This is a genomic window from Pseudarthrobacter sp. 05T312, from assembly GCF_056396685.1.
On record NZ_JBFTLY010000012.1, the window covers coordinates 1 to 17288 of the forward strand.

The 17288-nt window shown below is 64.9% G+C and carries 15 protein-coding genes and 1 tRNA gene; 7 read left to right on the top strand and 9 right to left on the bottom strand.

Annotation, left to right across the window (positions count from 1 at the left end):
• Positions 1-276 precede the first annotated feature (276 nt).
• Positions 277-1038 carry an SDR family oxidoreductase gene (locus AC1DIP_RS14920; RefSeq protein ID WP_477734188.1) on the top strand — a complete coding sequence of 254 codons (762 nt, stop codon included), beginning with the start codon at positions 277-279 and terminating at the stop codon, positions 1036-1038.
• Positions 1039-1056: 18 nt separating this feature from the next.
• On the opposite strand, the gene AC1DIP_RS14925 is transcribed toward AC1DIP_RS14920, so the two are convergent.
• Genes AC1DIP_RS14925 through AC1DIP_RS14935 form a run of 3 tightly spaced genes read right to left on the bottom strand, consistent with a single transcriptional unit; the run spans position 1057 to position 4102 of the window.
• A complete protein-coding gene (locus AC1DIP_RS14925) occupies positions 1057-1434 on the bottom strand; it encodes a sterol carrier family protein (RefSeq protein WP_477734189.1) in 378 nt (125 codons plus the stop codon).
• 40 nt (positions 1435-1474) lie between these two features.
• Complete coding sequence (locus AC1DIP_RS14930; RefSeq protein WP_477734190.1) at positions 1475-2491, bottom strand: asparaginase; 1017 nt, start codon at positions 2489-2491, stop codon at positions 1475-1477.
• Positions 2492-2515: 24 nt separating this feature from the next.
• Positions 2516-4102, bottom strand: a complete 1587-nt coding sequence (locus tag AC1DIP_RS14935) for a molybdopterin-dependent oxidoreductase (protein ID WP_477734191.1) — start codon at positions 4100-4102, stop codon at positions 2516-2518.
• Between the two features lie 99 nt (positions 4103-4201).
• Between AC1DIP_RS14935 and purD the strand changes: the two genes are divergently transcribed.
• On the top strand, positions 4202-5518 hold the full coding sequence (gene purD / locus AC1DIP_RS14940) for a phosphoribosylamine--glycine ligase (protein WP_477734249.1): 1317 nt from the start codon (positions 4202-4204) through the stop codon (positions 5516-5518).
• 1 nt (position 5519) lies between these two features.
• Positions 5520-6458, top strand: coding sequence for a phosphoribosylaminoimidazolesuccinocarboxamide synthase (locus AC1DIP_RS14945; RefSeq protein WP_477734192.1), 939 nt, complete (start codon positions 5520-5522; stop codon positions 6456-6458).
• A gap of 72 nt (positions 6459-6530) precedes the next feature.
• Here AC1DIP_RS14945 and AC1DIP_RS14950 read toward each other — a convergent pair whose 3' ends face one another.
• On the bottom strand, positions 6531-7796 hold the full coding sequence (locus AC1DIP_RS14950; protein ID WP_307362754.1) for a helix-turn-helix domain-containing protein: 1266 nt from the start codon (positions 7794-7796) through the stop codon (positions 6531-6533).
• Positions 7797-7924: 128 nt separating this feature from the next.
• On the opposite strand from AC1DIP_RS14950, the gene AC1DIP_RS14955 reads away from it, so the two are divergent.
• Positions 7925-8155, top strand: coding sequence for a hypothetical protein (locus AC1DIP_RS14955; RefSeq protein ID WP_141159357.1), 231 nt, complete (start codon positions 7925-7927; stop codon positions 8153-8155).
• A gap of 156 nt (positions 8156-8311) precedes the next feature.
• Here the strand turns inward: AC1DIP_RS14955 and AC1DIP_RS14960 are convergent.
• From AC1DIP_RS14960 to AC1DIP_RS14980, 5 genes are all read right to left on the bottom strand, one after another.
• Positions 8312-8388: transfer RNA gene (locus AC1DIP_RS14960), tRNA-Pro, on the bottom strand.
• 84 nt (positions 8389-8472) lie between these two features.
• Positions 8473-10296 carry an ABC transporter transmembrane domain-containing protein gene (locus AC1DIP_RS14965; RefSeq protein WP_476207201.1) on the bottom strand — a complete coding sequence of 608 codons (1824 nt, stop codon included), beginning with the start codon at positions 10294-10296 and terminating at the stop codon, positions 8473-8475.
• Positions 10293-12101: an ABC transporter transmembrane domain-containing protein gene (locus AC1DIP_RS14970; RefSeq protein WP_476207200.1), complete on the bottom strand. Its 1809-nt coding sequence runs from the start codon at positions 12099-12101 to the stop codon at positions 10293-10295. Before AC1DIP_RS14970 ends, AC1DIP_RS14965 begins: the two co-directional genes overlap by 4 nt.
• A gap of 192 nt (positions 12102-12293) precedes the next feature.
• Positions 12294-13238: a metallophosphoesterase gene (locus AC1DIP_RS14975; RefSeq protein WP_476207198.1), complete on the bottom strand. Its 945-nt coding sequence runs from the start codon at positions 13236-13238 to the stop codon at positions 12294-12296.
• 6 nt (positions 13239-13244) lie between these two features.
• Entirely contained in the window at positions 13245-15575 is a 2331-nt protein-coding gene (locus AC1DIP_RS14980) for a transglycosylase domain-containing protein (protein WP_476207196.1), read from the bottom strand.
• A 37-nt stretch (positions 15576-15612) separates the two neighbouring features.
• On the opposite strand from AC1DIP_RS14980, the gene AC1DIP_RS14985 reads away from it, so the two are divergent.
• The 3 genes from AC1DIP_RS14985 to AC1DIP_RS14995 are packed head-to-tail and all read left to right on the top strand — an operon-like array spanning position 15613 to position 17230.
• Positions 15613-15768 carry a DUF4177 domain-containing protein gene (locus tag AC1DIP_RS14985; RefSeq protein WP_009359196.1) on the top strand — a complete coding sequence of 52 codons (156 nt, stop codon included), beginning with the start codon at positions 15613-15615 and terminating at the stop codon, positions 15766-15768.
• Position 15769: 1 nt separating this feature from the next.
• Positions 15770-16303, top strand: a complete 534-nt coding sequence (locus tag AC1DIP_RS14990) for an Atu1372/SO_1960 family protein (RefSeq protein WP_476207191.1) — start codon at positions 15770-15772, stop codon at positions 16301-16303.
• Between the two features lie 15 nt (positions 16304-16318).
• Positions 16319-17230 carry an NUDIX hydrolase gene (locus AC1DIP_RS14995; protein WP_477734193.1) on the top strand — a complete coding sequence of 304 codons (912 nt, stop codon included), beginning with the start codon at positions 16319-16321 and terminating at the stop codon, positions 17228-17230.
• The last annotated feature ends 58 nt before the right edge of the window (positions 17231-17288 follow it).

The following is a 17288-nucleotide window of genomic DNA, read 5'->3' on the forward strand; positions in this document are numbered from 1 at the left end:
GCATGATGTATTGGGCACGCTCGGTGCCCTGTTCCCTGATCAACGCATCCAGGGACTCAACCCACTCGGCAGTCTCTTCCGGATCACGATCAGGCAGCTGGTTAGTCAACCCGCTGAGGATATGGGAGGTCTCTTCTCCTGCAGCCACGGCAGCCTCTTTTCGTCTTTGAAAGCGTTGGGCAGTGTTTTCGTATGGTGAGAAAACACTTTTGCCATTCGAGATTAGGAAGACGTGGACGTACGATGCAATTATGACTGCCGAACGAGGAGAGCATCGTGAGTACCCCTGAGCAACGCAGAAGAGTAGCTGTGGTCACCGGGGCCGGGTCCGGCATCGGCCGGGAGGTCGCACGGCAGATGCTGGCGGACGGCTACCGGGTGGCACTCGCCGGGCGCCGGGACGCGCAATTGAAGGAAACAGCGCAAGGCCATCCGGATGCGCTCGTGGTGCCTTGCGACGTCACGCGGCCCGACGACGTCGCGCGGCTGTTCGAGGCAGCCCGGCAACAGTGGGGACGGGTGGACGTGCTGTTCAACAACGCCGGCGTCTTCGGCCCGGCAGCGGGCGTGGACGAAATCAGCCTGGAAGACTGGAACGCGACCTTGGCCGTGAACCTCACCGGCTCAATGCTGTGCGCCGCGGCAGCCGTCAGGGCCATGAAGGCGCAGGTGCCGCAGGGCGGGCGGATTATCAACAATGGCTCCATCTCCGCGCATTCGCCCCGGCCAAGAACCGTGGCCTACACCGTCACCAAGCACGCGATGACCGGGCTGACCAAAAGCATTGAACTGGACGGACGAGGTTACGGCATCACGTGCGGACAGATCGACATCGGCAACACTGCCACGGAGATCATGGACACCATCGGCGTCGGCTCAGGGGCGTTGCAGGCGGATGGCTCCCGGAAGATCGAGCCGATGTTCCCGGTAGCGGATGCGGCGCGAGCGGTGCTGATGATGGCCAACATGCCGGCCTCGGCCAGCGTGGGTTCGGTGGTGGTTACGGCCGCGGGCATGCCGTTCATCGGCAGGGGCTGACCGACAGGGAGCGCAGGCCTAGAAGGGGAGCAGGGCCGAAAGGTCCGCACGCAGGCCGGATGCCGCAACCCTGCCGGCCGTGACGGCCTCAGCCCAGGCCAGCTGCCCGGTCACCATCTCAAGCCAGGTGGCGGCGTCGCACTCAATGACGGTGGGCGGCGTGCCGCGGGTGTGGCGCGGCCCCTCCACGCACTGGGTGACGCCGAATGGCGGCACCCGGACTTCGACCGAATTCCCCGGCGCCTGCGCCGTCAGCTCCTCCAGTGAATACCTCACGGCAGTGGCCAGGACGGTCCGCGGAACGGGAGTGTCCGACGGCGGTTGCGCGCCTTCGAGCCACGCCTTCAGCGCTGCTTTGCCTTCCTGGACGTCAATACGACGGCGGGCCACGCCCATGCTTTTAATCTTCCTTTTGCGTCGACAGGGAAATCAGGAGTCAGTCCAGGAGTGCGGACACTGCCGGACCCAACCGGATCTTGCCCACCGGATGGCCGCCGCCAAGCACGGGTTCCACCACTTTCTCCAGGGCGCTGGCGACCCCTGGGATCTCGACGGCCCCGGCGGCAGCAAGCAGCGTCAGGGCCACCAGGGACGTAGCCCGGATGTTGCCGTCCAGGATCTTAACGGCCACGGAAACCCCCTGCGGCGTTGCCATGGCAAGGACCCCCTCGGCCCCGATTTTGGCGATGATCTCAAGTTCATCCATCACCAGGGTGTTGGCTTCACCGCGGCCCTGGACGGCCCAGGGATAATCGAGCATCGACGTGGCAATGGTTGCGGCCCGGGCACTGAAGCTTTGGTCTCCCGGGGCCTTGGCCAGCTGGGAGTACGCCCGGGCAAGGCCTTTGAGGGAAACAGCAGCCACCGGAGCCCCGCAGCCGTCAATCCCCAGGTGGGCAATCTTCTCGTCGGTGTATTCCTCGATCACACTCCGGACCCGCTGCTGGAGTGGGTGGTTCGGCTCCAGGTAGCTGTTGGTGTCCCAGCCGTTTTCCTTGCAGGCCCAGAGGAAAGCGGCGTGCTTCCCTGAACAGTTGAACGCCAGCCGCGACTTCCCCTTTTCGGAACGGACCAGCCAGTTCCTGGCGGTTTCGTCCTGCGGCCAGGCTTCCGGGCACTGCAGTTGGTCCTCGCGGACCCCTGCAGTATTGAGCATGCCCGCCACCACGTCCATGTGGTCCAAGGATCCGGTATGGCTTCCGCAGGCGATGGCCACCTGGGCGCCGCGGAGCGGAACCCCGGACTGCATGGAGGCCAGGGCCTGGAAGGGCTTCAGGGTGGACCGGGCAAAGATGGGAGTGTTGATGTCGCCAAGCTCGGTAACCACCGAACCGTCGGCGGACAGGAGTACGGCGGAACCGATGTGCCGCGACTCCACAAAGCCGCTGCGTTCGATCACAGCCAGTTCGACGGCGGAGTCCACGGTAAAGGTTGCGTGCGGATTGTGCGGCATACCGCCAGTCTAGGGGCCAGGCCCCTACTGGACGGTGACCATCACCGACTGCCAGCCCGAGGCGCCGTCCGGAACCGGGTCCGCGCGCTGGTCAGTCTGGACCTGCCCTGTGCCGTCGGTGGCGCGCACCTTGATGTAGTGCGGGCCGGGCGTGGCATCCCATTTGTAGGACCACTGGCGCCAGGTAACGGTGGAGGCTTCGGTGGACAGGGTGGTTTCCATCCAGTCTCCGTTGTCGATCTGGACCTCCACCTTGGCGATGCCCCGCGTCTGCGCCCAGGCGGTGCCACCCACGGCCACCTTTCCGGCAGGTACTTTCGCGAAGGACTTGGGCACCTCCACGCGCGCCATTGTTTTGATGGGGCCACGTTCGGACCAGCCACGGTTGGTCCAGTACGCCTTGTTGTCGGCGAACCGGGTGACTTCCAGGTCAACCACCCACTTGGTGGCCGAGACAAACCCGTAAAGCCCCGGAACCACCATCCGCACCGGGTAGCCGTGCTCCAGCGGGAGCGGTTCGCCATTCATGCCGATGGCCAGCATGGCATCCCTGCCGTCCTGCAGGACCTCCAGGGGAGTGGAGGCGCTGAAACCGTCGATGGACTTTGACAGGACCATGTCCGCCCCGTCCTTGGGCTTGGCCCGGGCCAGGACATCGCGGATGGGAAGGCCCAGCCATTTGGCGTTGCCGGCGAGGTTGCCGCCGACGGGGTTGGAGACGCAGGTGAGGGTCACGTGGGATTCGATCAGCTGCGCGTCCAGGAGGTCCTTGAAGGTCAGCGTGACTTCCTGCTCCACGAGGCCGTGCACGCGCAGCTGCCAGTCATCAATGTTGATTTCAGGGACGCTCAGGGCCGTATCGATGCGGTAGAAGTCGTTGTTGGGTGTCAGCCATGGGGTTACGCCCGGTACCGGGGACTGGACTCCCGCGGGGACGGGCGCGGCGGACTTTGCCGGCGCGGGCAGCGTGAGCGCGTCGCGTGCCCTGGTGACGTTGCTGCGGGCGGCACCCAGGAGCCGCCCGCCCGTGGCGGCGATGCCGGCAGCCACCGCGGTAACCCCGGCAGTGGCGAAGAATCGACGGCGGTTGGTGCCTTGGCCCTGTTGCCGGGCATCGTCGTCGTACGCCTGGTCCGCCGGTGCTTCGGGCCACTTCTTGAGCCCCCACAGCTGCATCATGAGCCGGCGCAGGACCGCCAGGCCGGCAACCGTTCCCAGGACGGACGGGATGGCGTCCGCCGGGCCCACACCCGCGCGGGTGACCACGCAGGCCACGATCACGGCGCCCATGAAAAGCACCCCGAGGACGCCCAGCATCCACTTCCGGTAGGCCACCACGCCCAGGATGCACGCCAGCACCGCAATGGTCAGGCCCATGCCCACAAAGAGGGCGGCCTTGTCATTGGTGCCAAACGTGGCGATCGCAAAGTCCTTCATCCACGGCGGGGTGAAGTCGATGAAGGTCGAGCCCAAGGCGAACAATGGCGTTGCGCGGGCAGTAAAGAACGCGCCGATCAGCTCCGCAACGGCAAGCACGACGGCGGCCGCCACCACGCCTGCCAGTGCGGCCTTGGGGGCGGGTCCCGTCAGATGGTTTCGAAGCTTTGTCATGTTAAGAGTTCGGAGCGGCAGGTGGCGCGGATTGACCTGGCGGGCGGCCCAGGACACAGCTTAGGAGCGGAAAGGGTGCACAAAGTACCCTTGGAGACTGTGAAGGTACTCGTCATCGGCCCCGGAGGCCGCGAACACGCCATTGTCCGCTCCCTGCTTGCCGACCCCAACGTGTCCGAAGTCCACGCGGCGCCCGGCAATGCCGGCATCAGCAAGCTGGTCCCCACACACAAAATCGACGCCAACGATCCCGACGCGGTTGCGGAGCTGGCCACCCGGCTCGCCGTGGACCTGGTGGTGGTGGGCCCCGAGGCTCCGCTGGCCGCCGGTGTCTCCGACGCCGTCCGTGAGGCCGGCATCCCCGTCTTCGGACCGAGCAAGGCAGCGGCCCAGCTGGAGGCGTCCAAGGCATTCGCCAAGGAAGTCATGGCCGAGGCCGGCGTTCCCACGGCCATGGCCCTGGTGGCCACGAACGCAGAGGAAGCGGCATCCGCCCTGGACACCTTCGGCGCCCCCTACGTGGTGAAGGACGACGGACTGGCCGCCGGCAAGGGCGTCGTGGTGACCCGTGACCGCGACGAAGCCCTGGCCCACGCCCAGTCCTGCTTCGACGCCGGCGGCTCCGTGGTCATCGAGGAGTTCCTCGACGGTCCCGAGGTTTCCCTCTTTGTCCTGTGCGACGGCCAGAACACCGTGGCACTCTCGCCCGCCCAGGATTTCAAGCGCATCTTCGACAACGACGAAGGGCCGAACACCGGTGGCATGGGTGCCTACACGCCGCTCGAGTGGGCGCCTGAAGGGCTGGTGCAGGAGGTCCTGGACCGCGTAGCCCAGCCCACCGTGAACGAGATGGCCCGCCGCGGCACACCCTTCGTCGGCGTGCTCTTCGTTGGCCTGGCCCTGACCTCGCGTGGCACCCGGGTCATCGAGTTCAATGTCCGCTTTGGCGATCCAGAGACGCAGGCGGTCCTCGCACGGCTCAAGACGCCCCTGGGTGCGCTGCTCATGGCCGCTGCCAAGGGCGAGCTGGACAAGGCGGAAGAGCTGCGTTGGGCCAAGGACGCCGCTGTTGCCGTCGTCATCGCCGCGGAGAACTACCCGGACAAACCCCGCACGGGCGACCGCATCCGGGGCCTCAAAAAGGTGGAAGCCCTGGATGGCGTGCACGTCATCCATGCCGGAACCGCGCTGGACGAGGACGGCAAAGTGGTGTCCGCCGGCGGCCGTGTCCTGGCGGTCGTCGCCCTGGGCAGCGACCTCGTGGAAGCCCGCGAAAAAGCGTACGACGGAGTGGAGCTGGTCCACCTGGAAGGCTCGCAGTTCCGCAGCGACATCGCCCGCAAGGCCGCCCGCCGTGAAATCAAGGTTCCCTACGGCGCCACCGGTTCGATGCCCATCGTGAAAGCAAAGGCCTGACATGACTGAAACCCCGGAAAACCGCGGCTACGCCACCGAAACCCTGGACCTGCCCGGCTGGACGCACGTCTATTCAGGCAAGGTCCGCGACCTCTACGAGCCGGCCGACGAAGCCGTCCTTCAGCGCTTTGGGCAGGACTGCGTGCTGGTGGTGGCGAGCGACCGCATCAGCGCCTATGATCACGTGCTGTCCAGTGAAATCCCGGACAAGGGACGCATCCTCACCCAGCTGAGCCTCTGGTGGTTCGACCAGCTGGGCGTCGAACACCACGTGCTCGGCTCAACCGCCGAGGACGGAGTGCCCGCCGAAGTTGAAGGCCGGGCCATGATCTGCAAGAAACTGGACATGTTCCCGGTGGAATGCATCGCACGCGGTTACCTCACCGGCTCCGGGCTGGTGGAGTACAAGGCTTCCGGTACGGTTTGCAACATTCCGCTGCCTGAGGGGCTGGTGGACGGGTCGCGGCTGGAACGCGCCATCTTCACGCCGTCGGCCAAGGCCTTGATCGGCGAGCACGACGAAAACATCACCTACGACGCCGTGGTTGCCCTGGTGGGGGACGACATCGCCGCCCGCCTGAGCGAGCTGACGCTGAAGATCTACACAACGGCGGAAAAGATCGCCCGGGAGCGCGGGATCATCCTGGCCGACACCAAAGTGGAGTTCGGCTACGACGCCGTCTCCGGGTCCATCACCCTTGGCGATGAGGTGCTGACCCCGGATTCCTCGCGTTTCTGGGACGCTGCCACCTACAAGCCGGGCCAGGCGCAGCCGTCCTATGACAAGCAGTACGTCCGTGACTGGCTGACCTCGCCCGAGTCCGGGTGGGACAAGTCCTCCGACACCCCGCCGCCGGCGCTGCCGGCAGATGTGGTGGAGCGTACCCGCAGCCGGTACGTCGAGGCGTACGAGAAGATCACCGGCAAGACCTTTTCCTAGGACTTAGCCAAAAGCCGGGCAGGCCCATGTGGATGGGCCTGCCCGGCTTTTTGGTCAGCTGGCCTTCTTTGGTCAGCTGGCCTTGGAAGCCGAAGCCGCCCGTTTCTGTGCCAGGTTGATTTCAAGGATCGCATCCAATGCCTGCTGGACCCGGTCCTGCGCGCCGGCGGCGGCAAATGCCTTTCGTGATTCCTCCAGGTGCACCAAAGCCTCCTCTGTTTCTCCTGAGGCTTTCAGCGACTTGCCAAGCAGAAGTGAAACTTCTCCGGCTGTGTGCTTGCCCAGGGCGTCGCGTTCGGCATGGATTTCACGGAGCTTTTCGACGGCGGCCACGATGTCCCCGGTCAGGTAGAGCCAGCGCGCGCGAATAAAGGCGACTTCGAGTTCGTCGCTCTTGGTTCCGCCGACGATCGAGAAGGCCAGTTCCGCACGTTCGATGGCTGCCAGTGTTTCCGGCTCCACGATTCCAGACGATAGACGGACGGCTGCGGAAGCCTTGTTGAACCGGGCCCAAAGCTCAATATCGTTAGCGGGAGAGAGCAGTCGTGCTGCCCGCTCGTGGTGCTTGACGCCTTCGGTGTAATCGTGCCGCATGAACGCCACATTGCCGACAACCCAGGCGACTTCGCCAGCAAGCTGGGACATGGAGTGCTCGTCCACCTGCTCCAGCAGGGCCTGGCAGTACTTCCAGGCTTCATCCAGCCGTCCGCTTTCGGCGAGGGCGCCAATGAGAATCCGGTGCGCGCCGATGAGGACCGTGGACCCCCTGGGAAGGTTGACCGATAACTTTACGGCCTCAAGCGCATGGTCCACAGCGAGTGCCAATTGGCCCTGGCCATGGCAGACAGCGGCCAGCATCTGCAAGGCGCGAACGCCCAGGCCGACAGACTCTCTCGCCATGGGGTGTTCGAGGAGGCGTTCGATAATCTTCTGGCACTCCGGCAGGTCGCCCTGCTTCATGAGGCACTCGGCCTGCATGTAGGTCATATTCCACCAGGCACTGGTGTTTTTGCCGTCGAGCGCTATTTGCGCGGCGGTGGCTGCGTGGCTTGCCGCCAACGGATAATCCCGCAGATCCCATGCTTGGCGGGCGTAAAGCCCAGCGAGGACATATTCGGCGTCGCTTACGGAAATAGGTTGGCTCCAAGCCTCCAGTGCCTTGGGTGCCAACTCGAGCCGCCGGGCCAGTTCTTCGATAACTTCAGCTGTTGGTTCGCGCCGACCCGTCTCAAGTAAAGAGATGTAGCTGGGTGAATACAGGTCCTTGCCCAGTTCGGCCTGTGTCAGTCCACGCTCGAGGCGCTCCGCCCGGAGCTTTTCTCCGAATCCGTTGCCCACGCGTTTCCTCCTTCTGGACAGCCGGGACTGTGAATGCTTGACAGCCCCTGTGGAAAATATTTTACAATGTGTGTCAACAAGGACAGTGCTGGCTTTGTAACGAATCCGACTCGTATTGAGGAACTTATATGTTGAAGAAGATTGCAACCGCGGCCGCCTTGGCTGGGGCCCTGGCCTTTTCCGCGGCGGCTCCGGCCGTTCTGTCTGCAGGTTCCATCGCCGATAACTCGGGTACGTCGGTAGCTATTGGCAACTGGCCTGACCCCGCCTCCACCAAGGCGAAGAAGGACAAGAAGACCACCACTACCACGGACACCTCGATCGTCACCTACATCGGTAACTGGCCTGACCCGGCGTAAATAGCTTCCTCACAACAGGAGGCGAGGACAGCCCCGGAGCAACAGCTCCGGGGCTGTTCCTTTTAAATCGGCGAGAAACTTAGGCCGGCAACAAACTGTCGTAACCACATCGAGATACAAAAAGAGGGCCTCCGTAGGGAGACCCTCTTTCCGTTATGGTCGGGATGACAGGATTTGAACCTGCGACCTCTTCGTCCCGAACGAAGCGCGCTACCAAGCTGCGCTACATCCCGATCCGCTGCAAAAGCAACTTTACAAGGATAGCCGATTCCTGGTCCCGATGCGAAATCCGGGGGCCGGGCCCCGTGCCGGCAACCTCAGACCAGCGAATCCTTCCATGCGCCGTGGAGGTCAGCGAACCGTCCGCCGCCGCCAATGAGTTCTTCGGGCGACCCGTCTTCCACGATCCGTCCGTCGTGGACCACCAGCACCCGGTCCGCCGTTTCCACCGTGGACAGGCGGTGGGCGATGATCAGGGCCGTCCTCCGTGCTGCCTCAGTGCCGGTCAGCAGCCGGGCCAGCCCTGCCTGCACCAGCCGTTCGGACGGGATGTCCAGCGAGGAGGTGGCCTCATCCAGGATCAGCACGGCTGGCCGCGCCAGGAAGGCCCTGGCAAAGCTGATCAGTTGGCGCTGGCCGGAGGAGACCCTGCCGCCGCGCTTGTTGACGTCCGTGTCGTAGCCCTCGGGGAGCTCCAGGATGAACTCGTGCGCTCCCACGGCCTTGGCGGCCTCTTCGATTTCGGCCCGGGACGCTTCCGGACGGCCCAGTGCGATGTTGTCGGCAACGGAGCCACTGAACAGGAAGGCTTCCTGGGTGACCATGACGATGTTGCGGCGGAGGTCGGTGGTGGCCAGGTCGCGGAGATCGACCCCGTCCAGGGTGAGTGTTCCAGAGGTGACGTCGTAGAAGCGGGCGATGAGCTTGGCGAGGGTTGATTTTCCTGCGCCCGTCTGGCCCACCAGCGCCACGGTCTGTCCGGCCGGGATGTGCAGGTCCAGGGCGGGAACCACCAGGGGGCCGTCCCCGTAGCGGAACTCAACGCCGTTGAAGTCGATCCGCCCCGTGGCGGTGGGCAGCGCAACCGGGTTCTTGGGCGGCCGGACCGTGGGCACCTCTTCTAGGAGCCCGGAGACCTTCTCCAGGGCTGCCTGCGCGCTCTGGAACGAGTTGTAGAACATGGCCATCTGGTCCACGGGCTGGAAGAACCGCTTGGTGGACAGGATAAGGGCAAGGAGTACGCCCACTGCGAGGTCGCCGCCCAGCACGCGGAACCCGCCGAAGAGCAGGACCACTGCCACGCAGACGTTGCCGATCAGCACCAGGCCAGGCTGGAAAATCCCGTTGAGGTTGATGGAGCGGACAGTCACCTGCCGGTAGTCTTCAGCCAGTTTCCCGTAGCGCTCCGAGTTCTCCTTCTCCTTGCGGAAGGCCTTCACGGCTCGGATGCCGGTCATGGTTTCCACGAAATGCACGATCAGCCGGGCGGAGACCACACGTGATTCGCGGAAGGCGATCTGCGAGTGCTTCTGGTACCAGCGGGCCAGGAAGAACATCGGTACGCCGGCGGCCAGCACCAACAGCCCGCTGCGCCAGTCCAGCGCAAAGATGGTGGCGGCGGTGAAGGCCATGAACAGCATGCCGGAGGCCAGGGAGCTGACTCCCGAATCAAGGAGTTCGCGCAGCGCCTCCAGGTCAGAGGTCTGGCGCGCGATGATGCGGCCGGAGGTGTACTTCTCGTGGAACTCAAGGCTAAGCCGCTGCGTGTGCCGGAACACCCGGACGCGGAGATCCAGCAGCATGGCCTGGCTGAGCCGCGCCGTGGAGGTGACGTACAGGGCGGTGAGTCCCGCCGTCGCGATCGCTGCCAGCAGGTAAGCGACGCCGGTGAACACCAGCGGGAGGTTATCGCCGGCCTGGAGCGCTGGGAGGGCATGGTCGATGCCGAAGGCAATCAGCGCCGGGCCAGCCACGCGCGCAGCCTGGGAGAGCACCACCATGGCAATAGTGAGCCAGAACCGTACCCGCACCGGACGGATCAGCGACCCCAGCAGGGCCAGGGACCGGCGTCGGACTGCCCGGCTCTCAGCCTTGCTGAGGTGGGCATTGTCCTCGTTGGCTGTGCCAAACGCTGCGCTCATCGGGTCACTTCCTCGGCCTGGTCTTCAAGCGCCGACAGTTCGGAATCCAGGTCCCGCGGCTCCCGGTCCAGGCTGGCGATGACGTAGCGGTAGTGCGGGTTGCGGGACAGCAGTTCGGTGTGGGTTCCGACGGCGGCGATGCGCCCGTTTTCCAGCAGCGCCACCCGGTCAGCGAGGGCCACGGTGGAGGGCCGGTGGGCGACGATGAGGGTGGTGGTGTCCTTCAGCACCTCCCGGAGGCGTGCCTCCACCAATTCCTCGGTGTGGACGTCCAGGGCGGACAGGGGATCGTCCAGCACCAGGACGCGCGGCCGCGCGGCAATGGCGCGCGCCAGGGCAATGCGCTGCCGCTGCCCTCCCGACAGGCTCAGGCCTTCCTCGCCGATCAGCGTGTCCACACCCTGGGGCAGGGAGTAGGCGAAATGGGCCTGGGCAACGTCGAGGGCTTCATCGAGTACCTCCTCGGAGCGGACCGGGGCGCCGAGGAGCACGTTGTCCCGCACCGAATTCGAAAAGAGCGTGGTGTCCTCGAAGGCCACCCCCACCATGCGGCGCAGTTCGTCCACGTCGAAGTCCCTGATGTCGATGCCGTCAATGCTGATGGCACCGCTGGTGACGTCATACAGGCGGGGAACCAGTTGGATCAGGGCACTCTTGCCGCTGCCGGTGATGCCCACCAGGGCCATCGTCTCCCCGGGCCGGACCTCGAGGTTGATGTCCTTGAGGATCGGCTTGTCCGGGGCGTCTTCGAAAGCAAAGGTTGCGTTGGTGAAACGGAGCGCACCGGCGGGCTGCCCCGGGCGCCGTGGCTCCGCCGGGCTGGTGATGGTGTTGGGGGTATCCATCACCTCGTAGTGGCGGTCGACGGCGGTCTTGGCAGTGAGTGCCATGGCCAGCAGCATGCCGGAGAATTCAACGGGGGAAGCGATGACCGCGGCCGTGGCGAAGAAGGCAACCAGCGAGCCGATGCTGAGCTGGCCACTGGCGCACAACATCACGCCGACCACCAGTCCGGCACCGAGGGCAAGTTCGGGGAGCAGGGTGACCACCATGGTGAAGGTCGCCTGGTGGCGTGCTTTCGCAATCTCCGTCTGGCGCAGCTCCTCCGCCTGCTCGTTGAAGTTTTCCAAGGCTTCGCGGCTGCGTCCAAACGCCTTCAGCACGCGGATGCCATGGACCGATTCTTCAACGGTGGTGGCGAGGTCGCCGGCCTGGTCCTGGCTGCGACGGGCAACCTTGCTGAACCGGGTACGGAACCGGAAGCTGTTGATGGTGATGGGAACGGCGGCGGCAAGGAAGATCAGGGCCAGTTGCCAGCTCATGGCAAACATGGCAACGATGCCGATCACCACGGTCAGGGTGGTGACCACCAGCATGATGGCGCCGAAGGCCATCCACCGCCGCAGGAAGTTCAGGTCCGTCATGGCCCGGGACAGCAGCTGTCCGGAGCCCCAGCGGTCGTGGAAGGAGACGGTCAGTTCCTGCAGGTGGTCGTAAAGCGAAACCCGCATCCGGGTTTCCACCGTGGTGGCGGGGTTGATGACGAACTGCCGCCGGAGGGCCACCAGGCCCGCCTCGGCGATGCCCAGCACCAGGATGACGCCCGCTGCGGTCCAGACTGCCTCCGCGGTACCCCCGGGCTGAAGGGCTGTATTGACCAGGACGCGCAGCACCTGGGGGATGGTCAACGCCACGATGCTGGCCAGCAGTGCACAGAGAAGTCCCAGCACAAGCCTGGGAAGGATGGGCCGGACATGCGGATAAACACGGCTGATGGATCGGAAAAAGGGAGTCTGCTTGGCCATGCCCGCTTCTCAAGCTCTAAAACGAATGTAGTTTCCTCTAGCAACTACCCTATGCCATCGAGTGAGACGATTCACAGGGACGTTGGCACCCTTCGACGGCTTGCACAGTTATTGCACTCCGTAATGCCCGACGCGTCTTCAATTCTGGCCCCAGGAACGATGTTTTGGGACTCCGGCTGATGGGGCGACAGGTCAGCTGGGGGAGGTCAGGGTCAGCAGGACGGCCTCGGGCTTGCAGGCGATCCTTACCGGGGCGAAGCGCGAGGTGCCGATGCCGCCGGAGACGTTGACCGGCGTCGTCCTCCCGTTGCTTGACCAGTCATTGAGGCCCTTGGCGCGCCACGTGGGAATGTCGCAGTTGGCGATGATGGCCCCGTAACCGGGGATGCACAGCTGGCCGCCGTGGGTGTGGCCGGCGAGCAGGAGGTCTGCGCCGCTTTCCGTGAAGTGGTCCAGCACGCGCTGGTACGGCGCGTGGATGACGGCGATCCGGAGGTGGTCATTGGAATCCTGGTTGACCGTTCCCCGGGGCCATCCGGCGTAGCGTTCCCGCTTCAGGTGCGGATCGTCGACGCCGGAGAAATCGAAGCGCATGCCGTTGAGGATCAGCGACTGGTTGCGGTTGGTCAGGTCCACCCAGCCGCTCATGCCGAACCCGGAGCGGAGGCGCGGCCAGTCCAGGGCGACCGGCTTGGGCTTCACCTTGGAAGGACCCAGCAGGTAGGACGCAGGATTCTTGGGGCTCGGGGCGAAGTAGTCATTGGAACCCGGGACAAAAACGCCGGGAAACTGAAGCAGCGGCTTCAAGGCATCCAGCAGCGGGTCCACAGCCTTGACGTGGCTGAGGTTGTCGCCCGTGTTCACTACCAGGTCCGGCCGGAGGTCCGCCAGCGACCCAAGCCACTCAGTCTTCTTCTTCTGCCCGGGGACGAAGTGGATATCGCTCAAGTGAAGAATCCGGAAAGGGTCCCTGCCGGGCGGGAGGATGGCCAGGGTTTCCTCACGGAGGACGAACTGGTTCTTCTCCCAGAGCCCATAACCGAAGGCGGCCATCCCGGCCGCGGTTCCGGCTCCTGCAGTGACGGCAAAGCCGCGCCCGATGGAACGGGCGCGGCTTGCCAGGCTATCGATGTCCATGCGTGGTCAGCCGTTTCCCTTGCCGTTGCCGTTTCCGTTGTTGCTGGGTGCGGGCGCCGGCGCCGGCGCCTGGGTGGCGGGAGCCTGCGTTGGCTGCGTGGACGGGACCGGGACCGGGGCCTGGGTGGCCTGCGGCGCGGTGGTGGCGGGGGTGGTGTTCCGGGTGGGGCCGCTGACCATGTTGCTCGGCGGCGCGGGGAACGGGTTGGTCCCGTACGCCGGGGCAATCTTCGTCATGAAGTTGGAGAACATGGGGCCGGCAATCATGTAGCCGTCAATACCGGGGTAGAACTTCCCGTTGACCGTGATGTTCTGCCCTGCACGGGTCTGGCCGCCCAGGGGGTCACCGAACCAGGCGGCGGTGGCCAGACCGGTGGTGTGTCCAACAACCCAGGTGGAGCCGTTGTTGTTGGACGTACCGGTCTTGGCGCCGATGGGGAAGCTGGTCTTGGTGGAGAGCCGCGGCCGGATGAGGGAGCCGGAGCCCTGGTTCATGACTTCCTGCAGCGCGTAGTTCACGCCGCGGGCAACCTCCGGTTTGATGGCGTCGCGGCAGCTGCTGGACTGGGCCGGGAGCTGCTTGCCGGTGGCATCGACAACCGAGGTGATGGCGATGGGTTCGCAGTACTTGCCGTCGTTAGCGAAGGTGGCGAAGGCGCTTGCCATGGTCAGCGGCGCCGTCTGGGTGGAACCGAGCAGGTTGCCCAGGGTCATCATGTCCACCTTGGGGTTAGGCTCGCTGCCATCCGCGGACGGGAGGCCACTGTGCAGGCCAACGGCGTCAACGATCTTCTGGATTCCGCAGAAGTCCAGCTGGGCGGCGGAGGCGAAGGTCACCGTGTTGATGGAGTTGTAGAGGCCCTCAAGAACCGTGAGCGGTTTGTACCACTGCGGCTCGGCGTTCTGGAGGTCGTCCGCCGCGCCCAAGGACTTCTGCGCCGTGTTGTAGGCGCCGTTGACCTTGCCGCAGGTGTTCTTCCATGGGTAGTTCAGCGGGTAGACGCGCTGGGCTGCGTTGACCACGGTGTTCATGGTCTTGCCCTCGTTTAGCCACTCAGCGAAGGTGAACGGTTTCATGGTGGAGCCGGGCTGGAAGCCACCAACGCCGTTGAGGTCGTTGCCGTCCTTGTCCAGCTTGTCCACATTGAAGTTCAACTGGGAATCGAAGCCCTGGCCGGGCAGGAAGGTGGTGTTCTGGGCCATCGAGATGATCTTGCCGGTCCCCGGCTGCACCGACACCATCGACGATCCCCACTTGTCGGGATTGGACCCCGTGGCTGCGTTGACCTGCTCCTGGGCCGTGGCCTGGGCGTTCGGGTCAAGGGTGGTGGTGATGGTCAGGCCGCCGCCGTAGATCAGGCGCTGGCGGTCCTTGACGTCTGCGCCGTAAGCCGGGTTGTTTTCCAGCAGGTGCAGGATGTAGTCGCAGAAGTACGGGGCAGACGCGGCGTAGGCGCAGCCCTGCTTCGGCTGGGTCACCTTGGGCTCCACCGGGGTGGCGACGGCGGCTTCATACTCTTCCGCGGTGATCTTCTTCTGGTCCTTCATCAGCCCCAGCACCAGGTCCCGGCGCTGCTTGGACTTCTCGGGGTTGGTGATGGGGTCGAAGGCGGAGGGGCTGTTCACCAGGCCGGCAAGGAGCGCTGCCTGCGGCAGGGTCAGGTCCTTGGCGCTGGTGCTGAAGAAGTAATGCGACGCCGCCTCGATGCCGTAAGCGTCACGGTTGAAGAACACGATGTTCAGGTAGCCCTCAAGGATCTGGTCCTTGGTGAACTCCTTCTCCAGGGCGATGGAGAGCTTCATCTCGCGGAGCTTGTCGCCAACACCCTTGTTGACGCCGTTGAGCTTGATCTGGTCCTCTTCGCCGGCGGCCGCGAGGTTGGCGTTCAGGACGTTGTTGACATACTGCTGCGTGATGGTGGACGCGCCCTGCTTGTTCCCGCGGGCCGTGGCGACCAGCGCGCGGAGGATGCCGGTGGTGTCCACGCCGCCGTGGTCGTAGAACCTGCTGTCCTCCACCGCGATGATGGCGTTCTTCATGTTCGGTGAAATCTGGTCCAGCGGAACCTTCGTGCGGTTCTCCGTGTAGACGCTGGCGATCTCGCTGCCGTCCGCAGCCAGGATCCTGGTGGTCTGGCTCGGGGGATCAACCTTCAGTTCGGCGGGAAGGGAATCGAAGAAATCGATGGAACCGCTTGCCGCGCTGCCGGAGACAGCCGCGGCAGGGACCAGCAGGCCCGCCACGAGGACACCGCAAATCGCGCTCACACCAAGGAAAAGAAGGATCTTACCCAGTGTGGTGGCAGTGTCGAATAAGGGGTTGTTGCGAGTCGCCATGTTTTCCACTTTACCGGCAAGGGCTACGCTTTCTCTCATGACCAAATGGGAGTACGCGACGATTCCGCTCATCATCCACGCTACAAAGCAGATCCTTGACCAGTGGGGAGAGGACGGCTGGGAGCTCGTCCAGGTAGTCCCCGGACCCGACGGTAACGGCCTTGTCGCCTACCTCAAGAGGGAGAAGCAGTAGCATGAGCACCCCCGCAGAAGCCCAGTCCAGCGCGGCAACGGCACCCGTTTCCGCCGTCGAGCAGCGCCTCGCGGAACTTGGCCTTGCCCTTCCGGAAGTTGCCGCCCCGGTAGCCTCCTACGTTCCCGCTGTCGTCTCCGGCAGCCACGTCTACACCTCGGGCCAGTTGCCGTTTATTAACGGCAAACTCGAAGCTACGGGCAAGGTTTCCGCCGGAACGGAAGGGTTCGCCGATGAGCCCACGGTGTCCCCGGAGGACGCCCAGCGTTACGCGGCAGTGTGCGCCGTCAACGCCCTGGCTGCCGTCAAGAGCGTGATCGGTGACCTTGACCGCATCACCCGCATCGTCAAAGTTGTGGGATTCGTCGCCTCGGATCCCTCCTTCACGGGCCAGCCCGCCGTCGTCAACGGTGCCTCGGAACTGCTGGGCCGCGTCCTTGGTGACGCCGGGCAGCACGCACGTTCCGCCGTCGGCGTTGCCGTTCTTCCGCTCGACTCTCCCGTAGAGGTCGAGCTGATCGCCGAATTCAGCTAAGACCGGACACTTCCCTTGCCGCACCTCGCACGACGCCTTTTTGCACTGCCCCAGGATCTTGAAGGGGCAGCGCAAAGCTGGCTCGAACACGGCGAGCGGACCCCCAGGGCCGCCCGCTTTGCATCATCCGTAGTCCTCCTGCGCGATTCCCCCTCCGGTTTGGAGACGTGGCTGGGTTACCGGCCCGGCTCCTCGCCGCTGGGGGTCCTCGCCTTCCCCGGCGGGTCCCTTGACCCGGCCGACGACGAGCCCATGGGGTGGCTTGGCCCGTCGCCGCAGCACTGGGCTGAGCAAATGGGAACGGACGACGTCGGGCTGGCGCGGCGCCATGTGGTGGGAGCCATCCGGGAGCTCTTCGAGGAAACCGGCATCCTGCTGGCTGGTCCGGACATGTCCAATACGGTCGAAGCCACGTCAACGTCCGAATGGATGCGCGCCCGCGTGGCCGTCGCCGACCAGGAAAAGACGCTTGCCCAGGTCCTGGGCAAGCGCGGACTTTCCCTCCGCACCGACCTGCTGAAGTCCCTGGTCAACTGGCGCAGCCCCGACTTTGCGCACCGCAGGTTCGACACCCGGTACTTTGCGGCCACCCAGCCGCTTGGCCAGGAACCGTCGCTGCTTGAGGGCAAAGGCGTGTGGGGCCGGTGGGTCAACGCCGCGCAGGTGGTCCAGGAACGGAACACCAGCAACCTCGGTGACGAGGCCGGCCAAGACAACACCGTGGGCCGGCGCTTGGGCGAACTGCTCGTGCCGGGCTCTGAAATCATGCTGGAAAAGATGGCGACGGCCAACGGCTGCATCGCGTACCTGAGCTACAAGCGGAAGCACCACGTGTACCAGCCGGCCCTGGTCGAAGAAGACGGCAGGCTCATGCTCGAGGTCGAGGCGGCCAAGACCGTGGCAGGGGACCACCAGCGGGAACGCTGACGCCGCCCGGTTGAGCTCGTCAGTGTGACGGCTCCGCCGTGCGCAATAAAAAGGCCGC

Bases quoted from the DNA above. Each gene is read 5' to 3' on its own strand.
- AC1DIP_RS14990 (WP_476207191.1), top strand. From the start codon at position 15,770: ATGAGCACCCCCGCAGAAGCCCAGTCCAGCGCGGCAACGGCACCCGTT.
- AC1DIP_RS14955 (WP_141159357.1), top strand. From the start codon at position 7,925: ATGTTGAAGAAGATTGCAACCGCGGCCGCCTTGGCTGGGGCCCTGGCC.
- AC1DIP_RS14965 (WP_476207201.1), bottom strand. From the start codon at position 10,296: ATGAGCGCAGCGTTTGGCACAGCCAACGAGGACAATGCCCACCTCAGC.
- AC1DIP_RS14930 (WP_477734190.1), bottom strand. From the start codon at position 2,491: ATGCCGCACAATCCGCACGCAACCTTTACCGTGGACTCCGCCGTCGAA.
- AC1DIP_RS14935 (WP_477734191.1), bottom strand. From the start codon at position 4,102: ATGACAAAGCTTCGAAACCATCTGACGGGACCCGCCCCCAAGGCCGCA.
- AC1DIP_RS14975 (WP_476207198.1), bottom strand. From the start codon at position 13,238: ATGGACATCGATAGCCTGGCAAGCCGCGCCCGTTCCATCGGGCGCGGC.
- AC1DIP_RS14980 (WP_476207196.1), bottom strand. From the start codon at position 15,575: ATGGCGACTCGCAACAACCCCTTATTCGACACTGCCACCACACTGGGT.
- AC1DIP_RS14985 (WP_009359196.1), top strand. From the start codon at position 15,613: ATGACCAAATGGGAGTACGCGACGATTCCGCTCATCATCCACGCTACA.
- AC1DIP_RS14925 (WP_477734189.1), bottom strand. From the start codon at position 1,434: ATGGGCGTGGCCCGCCGTCGTATTGACGTCCAGGAAGGCAAAGCAGCG.
- AC1DIP_RS14970 (WP_476207200.1), bottom strand. From the start codon at position 12,101: ATGGCCAAGCAGACTCCCTTTTTCCGATCCATCAGCCGTGTTTATCCG.
- AC1DIP_RS14945 (WP_477734192.1), top strand. From the start codon at position 5,520: ATGACTGAAACCCCGGAAAACCGCGGCTACGCCACCGAAACCCTGGAC.